The following is a 16,748-nucleotide window of genomic DNA, read 5'->3' as shown; positions in this document are numbered from 1 at the left end:
GTCAAACTCGCTTGTCCGGCCACAGCCCGTTCGGCCTGAAGAGCATGATTGCCAGCAGCGCAACCGCAGTCACCAGGGGACGATAGGTCCCCGCGCCGCGCAGCACCTCCGGAAGCAGGGCCACCAGAACAGCACCAAGGACGACGCCGGGAATGCGGCCCATGCCGCCCAGGACGACGCCGAGAAGGATGAGCAGCGATTGGTTGAAGGTGAAACTCTCCGGCGAGATGGCCGTCATCTTGGCTGCGTAGAGGCATCCGGCCACGGAAGCGATCACAGCGCCCATCATATAGGCTTGCAGCTTGGCCGTGACACGGTTGATGCCGATGCCGGCGGCGGCGTCCTCATCGTAGCGAACGTAGAACCAGGCTCGTCCCATTCGCGATCGCTCGACGCTCAGACAGACGAAGGCGGTGAGCAGCGCAAGCACCAGGAACGCATAGTAGAAGTGCTGCACCTGCATCAACCTGAAGCCGAATATCTCCGGGCGCTCGATGCCGATGAGTCCGCTCGCGCCACCGGTGATGTCGAGGTTGCGGGCGATGATGCGCACGATTTCGCCGAAGCCCAGCGTCACGATCGCCAGATAGTCGCTGCGCAATCTCAATGTCGGAGCCCCGATGATGATGCCAGCCACGCAGGCTGCCGCCATGGCGACCGGGATGGTGAGCCAGAAATTGAACCCGAATTCGGCGGTCAGGATGCCTGACGTGTACGCGCCGACTGCGAAGAAGGCGGCGTAGCCGAGGTCGAGCAGGCCTGCATAGCCGACGACAATGTTGAGGCCGAGGCACAGAACGACATAGAGCAGCGCCGTGGTTGCCACCTCCGTCACATAGCCGTTGGCGAATTGCGGCAACACCAGCGCGACGGCGAGTGCCGTCAGGCCGGGCAGCACGACGGACCAGCGCATCAATTGCGGTTGCACGGCGGTCGGCATGGTTCTGACTTCGTCGATCATCACACCCGCTCCACGACAGAGCGTCCAAGAAGGCCGGTCGGCTTGAACACAAGGAACAGGATCAGGGTCCCGAAAACGAAGACGTCACGCCACTCCGATCCGACGAAGGGCAAGGACGAACCGAAAGCCTCGAGCAGGCCGAGCAGCAAGCCGCCGAGCATGGCGCCCGGCACGCTGCCGATCCCGCCTATGACAGCGGCGGTGAAGGCCTTGAGCCCCATGATGAAGCCCATGAAGAAATGGACACTGCCATAATAGGCGCCGGCCATGACCCCACCGCCGGCAGCGAGCGCCGAGCCCATGAAAAACGTCAAGGCGATCACCCGGTCGACATCGATGCCCATCAGGCGGCTCGCCCCCATGTCGATGGACACGGCGCGCATCGCCTTGCCGTACATGGTGCGTGAGACAAAGGCCTGCATGCCTGCCATAAGAGCAATGGAGGCGGCCACCAGAACCATCTGCGTGTAGGTGATATGAACGGTGGAAATGTCGACACCGGCAAAACCGAGGTCGGTGTTGAAGGCGTAATGCCGCCCGCCGGTCAGGGCGAGTGCCGTGCCGTTCAACACCATCGAGGCACCGAGCGCCGTGATGAGGATGGAGAGGCGCGGCGCGTTGCGCATCGGCCGATAGGCGAAGCGTTCGATGATGACGCCGAGCAAGCCGACAGCCAGCATCGACACAAGCAAGGCGCAGACCACGCCCAGCCAGCCATTGCCGACCCATATGCCGACAAAGGAGAACACGATGAGGCCGACGAAGGCGCCGTTCATGTAGATGTCGCCATGGGCGAAATTCAGGAGCTTGATGACGCCGAAGACCATGCTGTAGCCAAGCGCGATCAGGGCATAGAACGAGCCGACGATAAGACCGTTCACCAGTTGCTGAATAAGCAGGTCGAGCGTCATTGATGCTCCAGGGCAGAATTGAAAAAGTCTTGTCTGGGCGCAGCGTCGGCGCACCAGACAATCGGCGGTGACGCCGAGGCCGCCACAAGGCCTGCCTCGGCATCAATCCGGTTGGCCTTTATTCGACAGCCACCCACTTGCCGCCCTTTGCAATCACCGGGCGGAAGTTCGAGGTCTGGAGCGTGTTCTTGTCGGTGAACTTGATTTCACCGGCGAGGCCCTTGAAATCGCTCGCCTTGAGCGCCTCGATGATCGCTTTCTGATCCGCCGACTTGGCCCGCGTGATCGCATCGACGATCAGGTCGCCCACATCGTGGGAGAGCGCCGCATAGGCGCCGGCGTCGCGGCCATAGGTTTCCTTGTACTTGGCCTTGAAGTCGGCGGCGCCGGACAAGAGGTCGACAGTCGGCGGAGACAACAGGTACACGCCCTCACCGGCCGACCCGGCGATCTCCAGATATTCCGGTGAATTGTTGCCGTCGCCCAGCACGATGCCGCCCTGGAACCCGGCCTGCCGGAGTTGCTTGGTGAGCAGAGCGCCACCGGCATGGTAGGCGGTCCAGAAGACAGCATCGGCGCCGCTCGACTTGATCTTGGTGACGACCGCCGAATAGTCCTGCTCGCCGGCCGTGGTGGTCTCCTTGGCGGCAATTTCGCCGCCAGCGCTCTTGAAAGCTTCGGCGGTCAACTTGGCCAGGTCGGACGAATAGGCATCGCCTTCGTCCACGAACGCGAACTTCTTGTAGCCGTTCTTCTTGAAGAGTTCGACGGCTGTCGTCGCCTGCATGTCGCCGGTCGAATTGGCGAGGAAGGCATTGCCCTGATTGGCGGCGACCAGCTTGGTCGAGTTCGCTCCGATGATGACGAACGGAATGCCGGCGTCACCATAGATCTTCAATGTCGGCAAGACGGCGCCCGAGCAGTAGCCGCCGACGATGGCGGTCACGCCTTCCGAGACAAGCTTGCTGCCTGCGGTCACCGCCTGTTGCGGATCGCAGGCGTCGTCGGCGGTGGTGGTAGTGATCTTGTCGCCGTTTACGCCGCCCTTCGCGTTGACGGCATCGATCGCCATCTTCACGGCGTTCTCCATATCCTGCCCTTCACTGGCCAGTTGGCCGGTCATGGGGGCCACGATGCCGATCTTGATGTCGGCAGCCGCGGCCATCGTGGTCAGAGCCAGCCCGGCAAGGGCGGTGGCGCAAGCTAGCCTCTTGAAGGAAACAACCATCAATTCTCTCCATTTTCCCCTGTTGGTGCATCCAGGCGGCGTGCCCGAAATGCATTGTTTCGCCCCCGGTTAGCTGCGGAGCGGTTATGTTGAGCAGGATCGCCGGCCGGCCACACGATTGTCACCGGCAAGGACTGACCCGGCAGATCAGTGACTGCCGCTTGAAGCCCGGGCATAGGCTCCCTGATAACGGTTCTCCTGGATGCTCTGCATGATCTCGGCCTCGCGGGCTTCCTGCGCCCGGACGGCCGCCAGCAAGGCCGCGGCACCGTCGATTGGAAATGCCACGACGCCATCCTCGTCGCCGACGACGATGTCGCCAGGACCGACGACCATGCCGCCTATGCAGACGGGAACATTTATGGCTCCCGGACCATCCTTGTAAGGTCCGAGATGGATGGCCGACCGCGCGAAACATGGGAACGGATTGCGGCCGATGGCACCGGCATCGCGAATGGCGCCGTCGATGACAATGCCTGCGGCGCCGCGCGAAGCCGCGACACTTGTCATGATTTCGCCGACCAGCGCGCGCCCCTCATAGCCACCGCCGTCGACGACAATGACGTCGCCGGGCTGCAGCAGATCGAGCGCACGATGGATGAACTGGTTGTCGCCGGGGCGGGTCCTGACCGTCAGCGCCCTCCCCGCCATGACGCCGCTCACCCGATGAAACGGCCGTAACCCGACAGCCCCGGGGACACGAGCGAGATTGTCGCTGATCAACGGCGTCGCAAGGGCGCGGAACGCGTCGATCAGTTCGCTTTCCTGAGATCCATCCGCCATCGCCTACACTCCTCGCCGTCGTCACTTTATGAATATAGTATCCAATCACAATTAATTCAGTGGAGTCAACCGGCTTAAGATGGTTGGCAGAAAAAAGCCAAAAGCGGCTTAGGAACGGCAAACGGCTGCAGAACCGACCCAACAGATCCACTTATCCGGGGCTTGCAATGGCGTCGAAGTTCAAGATAGATTGGATAACATATCCACAAATGCGTAATTGTGAAAAAGGGATTGGGTTGTGAAGCACGCAGGAAAAGTCGTGATCGTCACCGGGGCGGCACGAGGCCTGGGCCTTGCCTGCGCCGAGCGCTTTCATGCCGATGGCGCCAAGGTGGTGCTTGTCGACATACAGGCCGATCGCGGGCGCGAGCATGCCGAACGTCTTGGTGAGCGTGCCGCCTGGCTATCGGCGGATCTCTCCGAATGCACGCAGGAAATGGCAGCTGATATTGTTGCCAAGGCCACGGAGCGATTCGGCGGCGTCGACGTCCTCATCAACAATGCCGGCATCATCCATCTGGACGATTTCGTCGACTTCCCCGAGGAAGCCTTCGACCTGGTTCAGCGGATCAATCTCAAGGCGCCCTTCCTGCTCGGACAGGCCGCGGCACGAGCCATGATCGCGCAGGGACGCGGCGGCTCGATCATCAACATGTCCTCGATCAACGCCATTCTGGCCATCCCCAATTCCGTCGCCTATGCCGTGTCCAAGGGCGGCATCAAGCAATTGACCGCGGTGATGGCCGTCGGACTGATCCCGCACAATATCCGCGTCAATGCCATCGGCCCCGGCACCATCCTGACCGACATGGTCAAGAGCTCGGTCATGGCCAGCGAAGCGCAGCGCCAGACCATCCTGTCGCGCACGCCGAGCGGCCGCTGTGGCGAGCCATCGGAGATTGCCAGCGTCGCTTCCTTCCTGGCCAGCGACGACGCTTCCTACATTGTCGGCCAGACCATCTATCCGGACGGCGGCCGTCTGATCCTGAATTATACGGTGCCGGTGAAGGACTGACCGCCCATGGTTGTCGGTACGCCCCACATCAGTCTTGCGGGATCGGGCGCGCTGCTGCTCGATGGAATGCAGGGGGCTTTCAACGATGCCACCCAGGAACTGGTCTGGGCGGTAGCGAATGCCGCGCTGAGCCTCGAAGGGGTGCGCGAGGCCGTTCCCGGCATGAACAACCTGCTGGTGGTGTTTGACCCGCTCGCCACAGACGCCCACAGCGTCGGAGATCAACTGATGTCGCTCTGGTCCGCCACCGATGCCCACCCGGTGACCGGCACGCATCATACGATTCCCGTTCACTACGGCGGCGCGCGCGGCGAGGATCTCACCGGCTGGGCCGCGCATTGCGGCCTGTCTGTCGATGAGACCGTCAGGCGCCACGCGGCGGCCCGCTACACCGTCGCCGCCATCGGCGCCATGCCGGGTTTTCCCTATCTGTCCGGTCTCGACCCGCTGCTTGCCTGGGCAAGGCGCAGCACGCCTCGCCTCAAAGTCGCTGAGGGCGCCGTCATCATTGGTGGCGCGCAGGCGGGTATCATGCCGATGACCGCGCCGTCCGGCTGGCACATCATCGGCCATACCGACGTGAAGCTGTTCAAGGCCGAGGCGGAATTGCCCGTGCTGCTCAGGCCCGGAGACAAGATTCGCTTCGCAATTGCAGGGATCGAGGCATGATCGAGATCCTCACCACCGGCCTGCCGAACACGGTCCAGGATCTCGGCCGGCCCGGTCATCTGGCGCTGGGGGTCAGCCATGGCGGCGCCATGGACAAGCAGGCACTGGCGATCGCCAATCTCATGCTGGGCAATGATCCTTCGGCCGCCGGGATCGAGGTCACGCTTCATCCGTTCCGGCTGTGCGCGCATATCGACACCGCCGTCGCCATCACCGGCGCTGATTGCGCCGTCAGCATCGGCGACCGGCCCTGCCCGCCCTGGTGGGCCATGACGATCCGCGCAGGCGAGACCCTTGTCCTCGAGACGCCGCGCGCCGGTGCTCGTTCCTACATCGCCTTTGCCGGCGGGATCGATCTGCCGCCCGTCATGGGGTCGCGCGCGACGGATGTGAAAGGCGGTTTCGGCGGGTTCGCTGGACGCGGCCTGTCGCGCGGTGACCGGCTTGCGCTCAAACCTGCGCAATGCCGCCTTCCCGCGGGCGGCATCGGCGCAGCGCTGGAGGAGCGACGAGGCGCTGCGGGCGCCTTGGCCTCGGCAATCGAATTGCGGGTTCTGCCGGCCGCCGAGTTCGACGCCTTCACGCCGGAGGCCCAGGCGGCTTTCACCGGCAGCGAATGGCGCATCACCAACGACGCCAACCGTATGGGATATCGCCTTGCTGGAGAGACGCTTTCGCTCCTCTCACCGCTCGAATTGCTCTCGCACGGCATCGTACCAGGCACAGTCCAGGTGCCGCCGTCCGGCCAACCGATCATCCAACTTGCCGATGCCAACACTTGCGGCGGCTATCCGAAGATCGCTACGGTGATCGAAGCCGACCTCTGGCGGCTGGCGCAAGCGCCGGTCGGCGCGCGCCTGCGTTTCTCAGCGGTCTCGATCGAAGCGTCGACGGAAGCGCTTCGCGCGAACCGGCAGCAAAGTCACGACTTTATCGCCGCCCGAAACCTTATGGCCGGCGAGCAGAGGGCTCCATGAAAATTCGCCCCTTCACCATCGAGATTGCCCAGTCTGAAATCGACGATTTGAAGAAGCGCATCTCGACCTGGCGCGAGCCGGACCAGTTGCAGGCAATAGGCTGGGCGCAGGGAACGGAGCATGAGCAACTGCGCCGACTAATGCAGCACTGGCGAACCGGATTCGACTGGCGCAAGCAGGAAGCCGCCTGGAACATCCATCCGCACTACCAGACGGATATCGGCGGCGAAGCCATCCATTTCATCCATGCGCGCGCCGCTGTGGCGACCAACAGAACGGTCATACTCACCCATGGCTGGCCAGGCAGCGTCTTCGAATTTCATGAACTGATCCCGCTTCTGACAGACCCGCTTTCGCATGGCGGAAGACAGGAGGACGCCTTCAACGTCGTGGCCCCCTCGATTCCCGGCTATGGCTTTTCAAGCCGACCGACCAGGCCTGGTCTCAACCTGTTCACCGTCGCCGACCTCTGGGCCGAGTTGATGAGCCGTCTCGGCTACAAACGATATCTCGCGCAAGGTGGCGATCTGGGCGCCGGCGTGTCGACCTGCCTGGCGCACGCGTATCCAGACAGTCTCGCCGGCGTGCATCTGAACTTCATCCCCGGCTCATACTCACCTCCTCACGATCCAGGCCCGGATGGCGACCTGAGCTTGGAAGAACGCGCCTTCCTGGAACGGAAAGCCGGATGGGCGGATCTTCATGGCGCCTATGCTCATATTCAAGCGACGCGCCCGCAAACGCTTGCCTACGGGCTGACGGATTCGCCGGTCGGACTGGCGGCCTGGATGATCGAGAAGTTCCGCGACTGGAGCGATTGCGATGGCGATCTGGCCAACGCCGCTTTTTCGCGCGACGACATGCTCGCCAACATCTCGCTCTACTGGTTCACCCGGACCGTCGCTTCGTCGATGCGGCTCTATTGGGAAACGCGCGCCCGTCCGCTTGCATTCGCGCCCGGCACGGCGATCAACGTCCCGCTTGCAGTGGCTTTGTTTCCCAAGGAATTGCCGATGCCGCCAAGGAGTTGGGTCGAGCGCGTCTTCAAGGACATCCGCCAGTGGACAGCGATGCCGCGCGGTGGTCATTTCGCAGCCCTCGAGCAGCCCGCTTTGCTTGCACAGGATCTAAGAGCCTTTGCCGGTGGTCTGGATTTTTAAAGGCAGCGTTTGCGCGCAGCCAAGCCCGAAGGCCAGAAATGACCAACACCACGATCACCACCGATGCCCTGCATGAGCGCGTCGATGCAATTTTCCGCAAGGCCGGACTGAACCCCATTCAGGCCAGCGCCATTACAAGGGTCATCGTCGCGGCGGAACGCGATGCCTGCAAGTCGCATGGCATCTACCGGATCGAAGGCGCCCTGCGGACGATCAAGGCCGGAAAGGTGAGCCCACACGCGGTGCCCGAGTTGTTGCCTCAAGACGCTCCCGCCCTCGTCAAAGTGGATGCGAAGCATGGTTTCGCCAACCCAGCCTTCGAATTGGGTCTGCCGGTGCTGATCGAGCGGGCACGGTCGTGCGGCATTGCCGCACTCGCGATCAACGATGCGGTGCATTTTTCCGCCCTTTGGGTGGAGGTCGAAGCTTTGACACAGGCAGGCCTGACCGGCCTGGCCATGTGCCCGAGCTATGCCACCGTCGCTCCGACCGGTGGCAACGGACCATTGCTGGGCACCAATCCTTTTGCCTTTGGCTGGCCGCGAGAAGAGCAGCCTCCCTACGTTTTCGACTTCGCGACCTCGGTTGCCGCGCGCGGCGAGATCGAGCTCCACCGCCGGGCAGGCAAGAAGCTGCCGGAAGGCTGGGCAATGGATTCTGACGGCAGGCCAACGACGGACCCCGAAGCTGCCCTGGCGGGCGCCATGCTTCCCTTCGGCGGGCACAAGGGCTCGGCCATCGCGACGATGATCGAACTGCTCGCCGGGATCATGATCGGCGACCTGACCAGCCCCGAGGCGCTCGAGCTGCTTGGCACCACGACGCTTTATCCGTCGCACGGAGAGTTGGTCATCGCTTTCTCGCCGAAAGCCTTCGCCGCCGGCCGGCCCGGCAATCCGCTGGGCCGAGCTGAAGCGCTGTTCGAGGCGATCTTGGGCCAGGGTGCGCGCCTGCCCTCGCAAAGGCGGTTCCTAGCCCGCGAGACGTCGGAGCGCGACGGTATCGTCCTCTCGCACCAGGAAATGGAACAACTCGATCGTTTTCTCGAACGGGGGCTCGACGCGGTCTGAATCGGTATCGCCAGGGCCAAGACCAATCACAGGAGGAGAAAAATGCGCTGGACGAAAACATTCACGGTCGTCGGCTGCCATGCCGAGGGCGAAGTCGGCAACGTGATCACCGGAGGCGTCAAGGACGTTCCGGGCAAGACCATGTTCGAAAAGAAGGAGTATCTCGAAGCGCATATGGACGACATTCGTGGGCTGCTCTTGTTCGAGCCGCGCGGTGCGCCCTACGTCAACGGCAACATCATCCTGCCGCCTTGCGATCCCTCGGCGGATCTCGGCTACGTCATAATTGAAAGCACGGAATACCCGCCCATGTCCGGCTCAAACACCATCTGCGTCGCCACAGTGGCGCTGGAGACGGGCATGGTGCCGATGAAGGAGCCTGAGACATTGCTGCGCATGGAAGCGCCGGCCGGCATGATCGAGGTGCGCTGTCTCTGCGAGAACGGCAAGGTGAAGCAGGTGGAGTTCACCAATGTACCGGCTTTTGCACTCCACCTCGACACGCATGTCGAGGTGGAAGGGCTCGGCACGATCACCGTCGACACCTCCTATGGCGGCATGACTTTCGCCCATGTCAATGCGCGCGCACTCGGCTTTTCCATAACACCCGACGAGGCCCACCAGATGTCGCTGATGGGCCAACGCATCAAGAAGGCGGTCAACGAACAGCTCAAGGTCGTGCATCCGGAGAACCCGAAGATCCGCGACGTGTCCAACGTGATTTTCGAAGGTCCGATCGAGCGCGTCGACGGGCGCGTGGAAAGCGTCAACGGCACGGTGTGCCTGCATGGCAGGCTCGACCGCTCACCGACAGGCACCGGCACCACCGGGCGGCTGGCGGTGATGTCGGCAAAGGGGCAGATCGTCAAGGGCGAGCTGTTCCGTAACAGATCGATCATCGGGACCCATTTCGATTCCCGCGTGATCGCCAATACGCGCCTCGGCGATCGCGACGCTGTCGTGGTCACCATCGCCGGACAAGCCTGGATCACCAGCATCGGCCAATATGGCCTCGACCCGACGGACCCTTATCCACGCGGGCATCGCCTCAGCGACGTCTGGTTCTGAAACGGACGCGGCCGTGCTCAGGCCGCGAACGCTCTGACCCTGACGCCGCTCGCCTCCAGCCGTCGCCGAACGCGCGCGGCGATGGCGACGGCTGCCGGCGTGTCGCTGTGGACGCAGATCGAATCGATCGGCGTCTGCAGCATCTGCCCGGAAAGCGTCTCGATGGCGCCTTGCTTGACCATCCGCACGACCCGTTCTGCCGCCTTCTCGGCGTCGTGGATGACAGCGCCTTCCAGCTTGCGCGAGACAAGAAAGCCTTCCTCCGTATAGGCGCGGTCGGCAAAGATTTCGGACCTGACCGTCAGGCCCGCGTCGCGCGCGATCCTGTCCTGGAAGCCGAGCGCAATGGCCAGGCAGATCAGGCCGGGATCGACGGCCTTGACCGCGCGCGTCACCGCTTCGGCGACGCCACGATCGGTCTGGGTAAGATTGCCTAGCGCGCCATGCGCCTTGACGTAGCGGATCGGGTGGCCGGCATAGGCGGAAAGCGCCTGCGCCGCGCCGATCTGGTAGGCGACCAGCCTTTCGATCTCATCCATGGAATGCGGAATGATGCGGCGTCCGAACCCCCACAGATCGGCGAAGCTCGGATGCGCGCCAACAGCAACGCCCTTGTCGCGCGCCATCGAGAACGTGGCCGCCATGATCTCGGGGTCGCCGGCGTGAAAGCCGCAGGCCACATTGGCGGAACTGACGATGTCGAGGATCGCCGCATCGTCGCCGAGCCTGTAGGCTCCAAAACCCTCGCCCATGTCGGAATTGATATCGACCTGCAATCCTTGGGCCGCCATGGCGCTTTCCTCAGTGGTTCGAACCATCGCCTTGCTTCACACCAGCTCGTAGAGCGGCGTGCCGTAGCCGACGACCGCTCCGTCCTCGATCAGCGCTGCACCCAGCACACCGTCTGCCGGCGCAACGATTGCCTTCAGGCATTGGCCGACCTGCAGGACGCCGACCGTCTCGCCCTTGCGAACCGTCTGGCCAGGTTCGGCGATCGGGCGACCGGTCGTCGGGTGATCGAGACGGAACACGCCGACGCCGGGCGCGCGCACGCCCTTGAAGGCCGTTTCGGCCTTCGGGGCTTCGGCCAGGGGTGTCGAGGCAACAACGGATTGCATGTGCAGGCGCAACGAAAAGCCGGCCTCCGACACTTCGATCTCGCCGATGCCGGCGCTAGCGCACCAGGCGGCCAGCCTTTCGATCTCCTCAATCGTCATCGCCGCCTCGTCCCTGGAGCAGACCGCCTTCAATGAGACGTTCGAGATGATGGATATCGAAGCCGCCGGCAGCGAAGCCGGGCTCGTCCATCAGGAGGCCGTGCAGCGGCGCGTTGGTGGCGATGCCGACAGCCTCCATCTCGCCCAGCGCGCCGCTCATGCGCCGGATCGCCTCGGCTCGCGTCACGCCATGCGCCAGCAGCTTGGCCACCAATGAATCGTAGTGCGGCGGGACGGTGTAGCCGGAGTAGAGATGCGATTCGACGCGGATTCCGGGACCTCCGGGCGGCGTCCAGCGCTCGACCCGGCCCGGATGCGGGCGAAAGCTGTATGGATCTTCAGCGTTGATGCGGCATTCGACGGCGTGGCCCTGGATGCGGATGTCTTCCTGGCTGAACGACAGGGGTTCGCCCCGGGCGATGCGGATCTGCTCGCGCACGATATCGATGCCGGTGACAAGTTCCGTGACGGGATGCTCCACCTGCACGCGGGTGTTCATCTCGATGAAAGAGAAGCGCCCGTCCTCGTAGAGGAATTCGAATGTGCCCGCGCCTGTATAGCCGATGGTCAGGCATGCCTGGGCACACAGCTCGCCGATCTCGGCAACCGCCTCGCGGGCGATGCCGGGCGCCGGCGCCTCCTCGATGATCTTCTGGTGGCGGCGCTGCATGGAGCAATCCCGCTCGCCGAGCCAGACCGCCCTGCCATGCTTGTCCGCCAGAATCTGGATCTCGATATGGCGCGGATGCTCGAGGAATTTTTCCAGATAGACTTGCGGGTTGCCGAAGGCCCGGTCCGCCTCTTTCACCGCCATTGAAACGGCTTCCATCAGGGCGTGCTGCTCGCGCACGATGCGCATGCCGCGCCCGCCGCCGCCGCCCGCTGCCTTGACGATGACCGGATAGCCGATGGCCTCGGCAATGGCGCGCACTGCCTGCTCGTCCTGCGGCAGCGCACCCTCCGACCCTGCAACGCAGGGAACGCCGGCGGCGATCATCGTGCGCTTGGCGGAGACCTTGTCGCCCATGGTGCGGATCGCCGCCGCGGACGGCCCGATGAAGATGAGACCGGCATTCTCAACAGCCTCGGCGAAGGCGGCGTTTTCCGAGAGGAAACCATAGCCCGGATGGATCGCGCCGGCGCCGGTAAGTTGCGCGGCCGCGATGATCTCGGCGATGTTGAGATAGCTCTCCGTCGCGGCCGCCGGTCCGATGCAGATCGCCCTGTCCGCCAACGCGACATGTCGAAGGCTCGCATCCGCTTCCGAGTGCGCCGCCACCGTCTTCAATCCGAGGTCGCGGCAGGCGCGCAGGATGCGCAGCGCGATTTCACCACGATTGGCGATAAGGACGGTGTCGAACATCGCCTCAGCCCAAATCTTCGAGAACGAACAGCACATCGCCGGACTGCACCGCGGCATGGTCGTCGAACGCGATCTGGACGATCCGCCCAGCGCGATCGGATTCCACGACATTGAACGTCTTCATGGCTTCGAGGACACCAACCTTCTGCCCTTCCACGACCATATCGCCAACCGAAGCGAGCGGCGGTTCACCTTCGGTGCCGGAGCGGTAGAACACGCCCGTCAGCGGCGCGCGGATCGAATAGCGTGCGATGGGCGGAGATGTCGAAGCCGGATTTGTGAAGACGGCAGGGACGGCGGCTGGCCCCGACTGCGACGCAGATTGCGCTTGCGACGCGGATTGCGCCGGCGCCATCTGCCTGGACATGCGGATGCGAACGCCATTGCGCTCGATCTCCAGTTCGGCAATGGGCGAACGCGAGACAAATTCGATCAGCTTCTGGACGAAGTCGAGATCCATCGCCGACCCTATCGCAGCGCTTCGACAGCCTTGGCGATTCGCCCGATCGCTTTTTCGATCAGATCCATCGACGTGGCTATGGAAATGCGGAAATGCGGCGACAGCCCGTAGGCAGAGCCCTGCACCACCGCGACCCGCGCCTGATCGAGCAGGTAAAGCGAGAAATCATCGTCGCTGCCGATGGGAGTGCCGTCGGGGCGACGACGGCCGATCAGGGCCGAGCAATTGGGATAGAGATAGAAGGCGCCCTCGGGCGTCTGGCAGGTAAGGCCGGGAATCTTGCGCAGCAGCTCCAGAGCGCGGTCGCGCCGAGCCTGGAATTCGAGCGCCCGAGGGCGAAGAAAGTCCTGGGGACCTTCCAGTGCGGCAATGGTCGCGGCCTGCGAGATGGATGACGGGTTCGACGTGCTTTGGCTCTGCACGGTGGCCATGGCGCGGATCAGCGGTTCCGGCCCGCCGGCATAGCCGATCCGCCAGCCGGTCATGGCATAGGCCTTCGACACGCCATTCACTGTCAGCGTACGGTCCTTCAGCCTCGGCTCGACGCCGGCGATGGTATGGAAGGTACGTCCATCGAACAGGATATGCTCGTAGATGTCGTCGGTCAGAACGTGCACATGCGGGTGATCGAGCAACACCCCGGCCAGGCCGGCAAGTTCGTCGGGGCTGTAGACGGCGCCAGTCGGATTGGAAGGCGTGTTGAGCAGCAGCCATTTGGTGCGCCCGGTGATCGCGGCTCGCAGGGCTTGCGGTGTCAGTTTGAAGCCCTGCGCCTCCGTGCAAGGAACGACCACGGGCTTGCCTTCGCCGAGCAGGACGATGTCGGTGTAGGAAACCCAATAGGGCGCGGGGACGACCACCTCGTCACCGGGGGCCAGCGTTGCCAGCAGGGCGTTGTAGATGATCTGCTTTGCGCCACCCGCGACGCTGATTTGCGAAGGCTTGTAGTCGAGGCCGTTCTCGCGCCTGAATTTCCCGGCCACCGCCTTCTTCAGCGCGGCGGTGCCGTCGACCGCCGTATAGCGCGTTTCACCCCTGCGCATCGCCTCGTAGGCCGCCTCGACGATGTGCGGAGGCGTTGGAAAATCCGGCTCGCCGGCGCTCAGGCTGATGACGTCGATGCCGGCCGAGCGCATTTCGATTGCCCGCGCGGTGACCGCCATGCTGGGGCTTGGCTTGATGACGTCAAGACGGGGAGCGATGAGGCTCACGGGAAATCCTCGGCATGGCTGCCGCGACGTTGCCGGGCAGGTGATATTTGGTACAAATTGGATAATGTATTCTGATTTTCGCGTCAAACCCCTTTTTCTGTGCCGAAGACCGGGTTATGTCTCATTCCAGTGGTGGGTCGATAGAGGAAAGTATCCAATCCTTCATCGCCGCGTATGACATTCGAGATAGGGAACACGATTGGAATGGGCACAAACTATGATGTGGTGATCGTCGGCGGCGGCGTTGTCGGCAGCTCGATCGCCTATTTCCTGTCAGCCAATCCGGATTTCGATGGCAGTATTGCGGTGATCGAGCGGGACCCCTACTACACGGCCTCCTCGTCTTCCTTGTCGACCAGCGCCATCCGCCAGCAGTTCGGCACGGCGCCCAACATTGCCATGTCGAAGTTCAGCATCGACTTCCTGCGCCAGGTAAAGACGCGGCTTGCCATCGGCGACGAGTTGGCCGACATCGGCCTGCATGAGCCCGGTTACCTCGTGCTGGCGACACCCGAGCGGGCAGACGCGCAGCGTGCCAAGAACCGCGTTCAGCGCGGCATGGGCGTCGACGCCGAACTGATCGAGCAGGTTGATCTGGCACGACGCTTCCCGTGGCTCAACACGGACGATCTCGCCCTTGGCTCGCTCGGCCTTGGCAGCGAAGGCTGGTTCGACGGCCCCGGCCTGATGCAGGCCTTTCGCCGCAAGGCGCGCACGCAGGGCGTGGACTATCTTGCCGCGACGGTGACCGGACTGACCATGGCGTCTCCCCAAAAGGTCGGCGAAGTGGTGCTCGACAATGGCGACCGGCTTGCCGCCGGCACGGTGATCAACGCGGCCGGACCGTGGAGCGCGGGCATCGCCAGGATGGCCGGCGCCGAACTGCCGGTTGTCCCGAGCAAGCGCTGCGTCTTCGTCTTCGAAACGCCGGCAAGGATCGAAAACTGCCCCTTCGTCTTCGACACGAGCGGCTTCTGGCTGCGGCCGGAAGGCCAGCTCTTCCTGTGCGGTATTCCGCCGGTGCGCGAGAACGAGCCGGACGATTTTGGCCTGGATGTGGATTACGACCTGTTCGACGAGTTGATCTGGCCGGCGCTCGCCCATCGTGTGCCCGGGTTTGAGCAATTGCGGATGTTGCGCGCCTGGGCGGGGCTCTACGAATACAACACCTTCGACCACAGCGGTATCATCGGCCGGCATCCCGAGGTTTCGAACTTTGTCCTGGCCACCGGCTTCAGCGGCCACGGCATGATGCATGCAGCGGCGACCGGGTCGGGCGTCAGTGATCTCATTGCCTATGGCGAGTACCGCTCTGTCGACCTGTCGGCCTTCCGCTACGAACGGATCGCTGGCAATCAACCTATCGAGGAACATGTCTACTGAAGCGAAACGGGCGACATGGCATCGCGGTGACAACGGTGCTATGCGTCCACTTCTTCAATCAACACGGCGCCAGTCAACAAACACGGCGGCCGCCTCAGGCTGATTCATGCTCGTACAGAAGAAAACCATCTCGACCCAGGTCGCCGATGCCATCAGGCAGAAGATCCTGATCGGCGAATACGAGGCCAACTTTCAGTTGCGGCAGGAGCATCTGGCCACCGAGTTCGGCGTCAGCCGAATTCCGGTGCGAGAGGCGCTGCATCAGCTTCATTCGGAAGGCTTCGTCACGCTGGTTTCCCACAAGGGCGCCGTCGTCACCTCCATTTCCCTGGACGAGATCCTCGAGCTCTACGAATTGCGGGCCCGGATCGAAACATGGCTACTGGCCCTCGCCATTCCAAGGATGACGGAGGCCGACCTCGCGCTGGCCCGCGAGCGCGCAAAGCAGCACCAGGAGCAGGGCAAGACCGGCGAGTATTCGAACCAGCTCAACTGGAACTTCCACGCCGCGCTCTACGCGCCGTCCGGCCGCAAGGCGACGATCGAACTGGTCGGGCGCATCTATCAGCAGCTGGAACGCTACACGCGCATGATGGTGACGCTCACCGAGATCCAGGCCCAGTCCGACCGCGACCACTGGCAGCTCATCGACCTATGCGAAGCCAAAGATACGCTGCGCGCCGTCGGCCTTTTGGAAATGCATATCATCACCAGCGGCAAATTCCTGGTCGACCGGCTTGAGGAATTGCGGGGCAGCTGATCAGTCGCCCCGTCTCCTTGTCCAGCCCCAATCCTTCGCGCGAAGATCATTTGCCGGGCAGATTGGTCGCCCTCGTCAGCAGGATCACGCCCGCCTTGTCGGCCGTATCGTAATAGGTGAAGCCGGTGCGGTTTTCCCGGCGCCCGCGCATCAGCACGGGAAGCCCGTCGTCCTGTGCCTTGGCCTCGGCTGCATCCGCATCGCGAACCTCAAAGCCGATATGGAAGACGCCTTCACCCTTGCTGTCGAGATGAATCCGCTGCGGTGAAGGATCGCCGTTCGGCTCGCACAGCTGCAGCTGAACGTTCGGCAAGTTGCAAATCCGGTATTGCATCGCCTTGAAACCCTCGGGGCTTGGGACCTGGAGTTCTTCGTATTCGGCCAGCGGCGGATAGGACTCCCATGGCCCGATGCCGATGGAGTCATAATAGGCCTGCGCCTTGTCGATATCGTGCACGACGATGCAGATGTGATGCAGCTTGTCGAAATTGCCCATGTCGTCACTCCCCATT

The 16,748-nt window shown here is 63.2% G+C and carries 18 protein-coding genes; 8 read left to right on the top strand and 10 right to left on the bottom strand.

From position 1 onward, the window contains the following. Window position 1: 1 nt before the first annotated feature. The 4 genes from AC0L3E_RS03065 to AC0L3E_RS03050 all read right to left on the bottom strand — a co-directional run bounded on the left by AC0L3E_RS03065 (window position 2) and on the right by AC0L3E_RS03050 (window position 3,883). Window positions 2-961 carry a branched-chain amino acid ABC transporter permease gene (locus tag AC0L3E_RS03065; RefSeq protein WP_245466214.1) on the bottom strand — a complete coding sequence of 320 codons (960 nt, stop codon included), beginning with the start codon at window positions 959-961 and terminating at the stop codon, window positions 2-4. Beyond that, a complete protein-coding gene (locus AC0L3E_RS03060; RefSeq protein WP_023809510.1) occupies window positions 961-1,872 on the bottom strand; it encodes a branched-chain amino acid ABC transporter permease in 912 nt (303 codons plus the stop codon). The genes AC0L3E_RS03065 and AC0L3E_RS03060 overlap by 1 nt, the downstream gene beginning before the upstream one ends. 118 nt (window positions 1,873-1,990) lie before the next feature. Next, entirely contained in the window at window positions 1,991-3,100 is a 1,110-nt protein-coding gene (locus AC0L3E_RS03055; protein ID WP_128306988.1) for a branched-chain amino acid ABC transporter substrate-binding protein, read from the bottom strand. A gap of 147 nt (window positions 3,101-3,247) precedes the next feature. Further along, window positions 3,248-3,883: an RraA family protein gene (locus AC0L3E_RS03050; RefSeq protein ID WP_473604182.1), complete on the bottom strand. Its 636-nt coding sequence runs from the start codon at window positions 3,881-3,883 to the stop codon at window positions 3,248-3,250. Between the two features lie 238 nt (window positions 3,884-4,121). On the opposite strand from AC0L3E_RS03050, the gene AC0L3E_RS03045 reads away from it, so the two are divergent. From AC0L3E_RS03045 to AC0L3E_RS03020, 6 genes are read left to right on the top strand one after another with little or no spacing between them, the layout of a single operon-like run. Continuing rightward, a complete protein-coding gene (locus AC0L3E_RS03045; protein WP_164873809.1) occupies window positions 4,122-4,898 on the top strand; it encodes an SDR family NAD(P)-dependent oxidoreductase in 777 nt (258 codons plus the stop codon). A 6-nt stretch (window positions 4,899-4,904) separates the two neighbouring features. Next, window positions 4,905-5,567 (top strand): 5-oxoprolinase subunit PxpB, encoded by a 663-nt coding sequence (gene pxpB / locus AC0L3E_RS03040; protein WP_127322232.1) that lies wholly within the window; start codon window positions 4,905-4,907, stop codon window positions 5,565-5,567. Then, window positions 5,564-6,544 (top strand): 5-oxoprolinase subunit C family protein, encoded by a 981-nt coding sequence (locus AC0L3E_RS03035; RefSeq protein WP_473604181.1) that lies wholly within the window; start codon window positions 5,564-5,566, stop codon window positions 6,542-6,544. Before pxpB ends, AC0L3E_RS03035 begins: the two co-directional genes overlap by 4 nt. Next, window positions 6,541-7,704 carry an epoxide hydrolase family protein gene (locus AC0L3E_RS03030; protein ID WP_473604180.1) on the top strand — a complete coding sequence of 388 codons (1,164 nt, stop codon included), beginning with the start codon at window positions 6,541-6,543 and terminating at the stop codon, window positions 7,702-7,704. Before AC0L3E_RS03035 ends, AC0L3E_RS03030 begins: the two co-directional genes overlap by 4 nt. A 38-nt stretch (window positions 7,705-7,742) precedes the next feature. After that, on the top strand, window positions 7,743-8,774 hold the full coding sequence (locus tag AC0L3E_RS03025) for an Ldh family oxidoreductase (RefSeq protein WP_292679780.1): 1,032 nt from the start codon (window positions 7,743-7,745) through the stop codon (window positions 8,772-8,774). Window positions 8,775-8,816: 42 nt separating this feature from the next. Next, entirely contained in the window at window positions 8,817-9,842 is a 1,026-nt protein-coding gene (locus AC0L3E_RS03020; RefSeq protein ID WP_127266698.1) for a proline racemase family protein, read from the top strand. 17 nt (window positions 9,843-9,859) lie between these two features. Here the strand turns inward: AC0L3E_RS03020 and AC0L3E_RS03015 are convergent, their stop codons facing one another. From AC0L3E_RS03015 to AC0L3E_RS02995, 5 genes are read right to left on the bottom strand one after another with little or no spacing between them, the layout of a single operon-like run. Further along, window positions 9,860-10,633 (bottom strand): LamB/YcsF family protein, encoded by a 774-nt coding sequence (locus AC0L3E_RS03015; RefSeq protein WP_127266699.1) that lies wholly within the window; start codon window positions 10,631-10,633, stop codon window positions 9,860-9,862. A gap of 36 nt (window positions 10,634-10,669) precedes the next feature. Beyond that, window positions 10,670-11,059, bottom strand: a complete 390-nt coding sequence (locus tag AC0L3E_RS03010) for an acetyl-CoA carboxylase biotin carboxyl carrier protein (protein ID WP_128306995.1) — start codon at window positions 11,057-11,059, stop codon at window positions 10,670-10,672. Further along, window positions 11,049-12,422: an acetyl-CoA carboxylase biotin carboxylase subunit gene (gene accC / locus AC0L3E_RS03005; protein WP_127269420.1), complete on the bottom strand. Its 1,374-nt coding sequence runs from the start codon at window positions 12,420-12,422 to the stop codon at window positions 11,049-11,051. The genes AC0L3E_RS03010 and accC overlap by 11 nt, the downstream gene beginning before the upstream one ends. Window positions 12,423-12,426: 4 nt before the next feature. Continuing rightward, window positions 12,427-12,882, bottom strand: a complete 456-nt coding sequence (locus AC0L3E_RS03000; protein WP_127269419.1) for an acetyl-CoA carboxylase biotin carboxyl carrier protein — start codon at window positions 12,880-12,882, stop codon at window positions 12,427-12,429. A gap of 8 nt (window positions 12,883-12,890) precedes the next feature. Next, window positions 12,891-14,093 carry a pyridoxal phosphate-dependent aminotransferase gene (locus AC0L3E_RS02995; protein ID WP_473604179.1) on the bottom strand — a complete coding sequence of 401 codons (1,203 nt, stop codon included), beginning with the start codon at window positions 14,091-14,093 and terminating at the stop codon, window positions 12,891-12,893. A 204-nt stretch (window positions 14,094-14,297) separates the two neighbouring features. Between AC0L3E_RS02995 and AC0L3E_RS02990 the strand changes: the two genes are divergently transcribed. Next, a complete protein-coding gene (locus AC0L3E_RS02990) occupies window positions 14,298-15,476 on the top strand; it encodes an NAD(P)/FAD-dependent oxidoreductase (RefSeq protein ID WP_127318269.1) in 1,179 nt (392 codons plus the stop codon). A 106-nt stretch (window positions 15,477-15,582) separates the two neighbouring features. Further along, window positions 15,583-16,236, top strand: coding sequence for a GntR family transcriptional regulator (locus tag AC0L3E_RS02985; protein ID WP_023809526.1), 654 nt, complete (start codon window positions 15,583-15,585; stop codon window positions 16,234-16,236). 46 nt (window positions 16,237-16,282) lie between these two features. Here AC0L3E_RS02985 and AC0L3E_RS02980 read toward each other — a convergent pair whose 3' ends face one another. Continuing rightward, complete coding sequence (locus tag AC0L3E_RS02980; RefSeq protein WP_245463670.1) at window positions 16,283-16,747, bottom strand: VOC family protein; 465 nt, start codon at window positions 16,745-16,747, stop codon at window positions 16,283-16,285. Window position 16,748 lies beyond the last annotated feature (1 nt).

The sequence above is a fragment of the Mesorhizobium sp. WSM4822 genome, from assembly GCF_055811155.1.
The sequence above is the reverse complement of the archived record's forward strand: the minus strand, read 5'-3'. Positions and strand labels throughout refer to the sequence as shown.

Coding starts and splice junctions, on each gene's coding strand:
- AC0L3E_RS03065 (WP_245466214.1), bottom strand. CDS start 961: ATGATCGACGAAGTCAGAACCATGCCGACCGCCGTGCAACCGCAATTG.
- AC0L3E_RS03060 (WP_023809510.1), bottom strand. CDS start 1,872: ATGACGCTCGACCTGCTTATTCAGCAACTGGTGAACGGTCTTATCGTC.
- AC0L3E_RS03055 (WP_128306988.1), bottom strand. CDS start 3,100: ATGGTTGTTTCCTTCAAGAGGCTAGCTTGCGCCACCGCCCTTGCCGGG.
- AC0L3E_RS03050 (WP_473604182.1), bottom strand. CDS start 3,883: ATGGCGGATGGATCTCAGGAAAGCGAACTGATCGACGCGTTCCGCGCC.
- pxpB (WP_127322232.1), top strand. CDS start 4,905: ATGGTTGTCGGTACGCCCCACATCAGTCTTGCGGGATCGGGCGCGCTG.
- AC0L3E_RS03035 (WP_473604181.1), top strand. CDS start 5,564: ATGATCGAGATCCTCACCACCGGCCTGCCGAACACGGTCCAGGATCTC.
- AC0L3E_RS03030 (WP_473604180.1), top strand. CDS start 6,541: ATGAAAATTCGCCCCTTCACCATCGAGATTGCCCAGTCTGAAATCGAC.
- AC0L3E_RS03025 (WP_292679780.1), top strand. CDS start 7,743: ATGACCAACACCACGATCACCACCGATGCCCTGCATGAGCGCGTCGAT.
- AC0L3E_RS03020 (WP_127266698.1), top strand. CDS start 8,817: ATGCGCTGGACGAAAACATTCACGGTCGTCGGCTGCCATGCCGAGGGC.
- AC0L3E_RS03015 (WP_127266699.1), bottom strand. CDS start 10,633: ATGGCGGCCCAAGGATTGCAGGTCGATATCAATTCCGACATGGGCGAG.
- AC0L3E_RS03010 (WP_128306995.1), bottom strand. CDS start 11,059: ATGACGATTGAGGAGATCGAAAGGCTGGCCGCCTGGTGCGCTAGCGCC.
- accC (WP_127269420.1), bottom strand. CDS start 12,422: ATGTTCGACACCGTCCTTATCGCCAATCGTGGTGAAATCGCGCTGCGC.
- AC0L3E_RS03000 (WP_127269419.1), bottom strand. CDS start 12,882: ATGGATCTCGACTTCGTCCAGAAGCTGATCGAATTTGTCTCGCGTTCG.
- AC0L3E_RS02990 (WP_127318269.1), top strand. CDS start 14,298: ATGGGCACAAACTATGATGTGGTGATCGTCGGCGGCGGCGTTGTCGGC.
- AC0L3E_RS02985 (WP_023809526.1), top strand. CDS start 15,583: ATGCTCGTACAGAAGAAAACCATCTCGACCCAGGTCGCCGATGCCATC.
- AC0L3E_RS02980 (WP_245463670.1), bottom strand. CDS start 16,747: ATGGGGAGTGACGACATGGGCAATTTCGACAAGCTGCATCACATCTGC.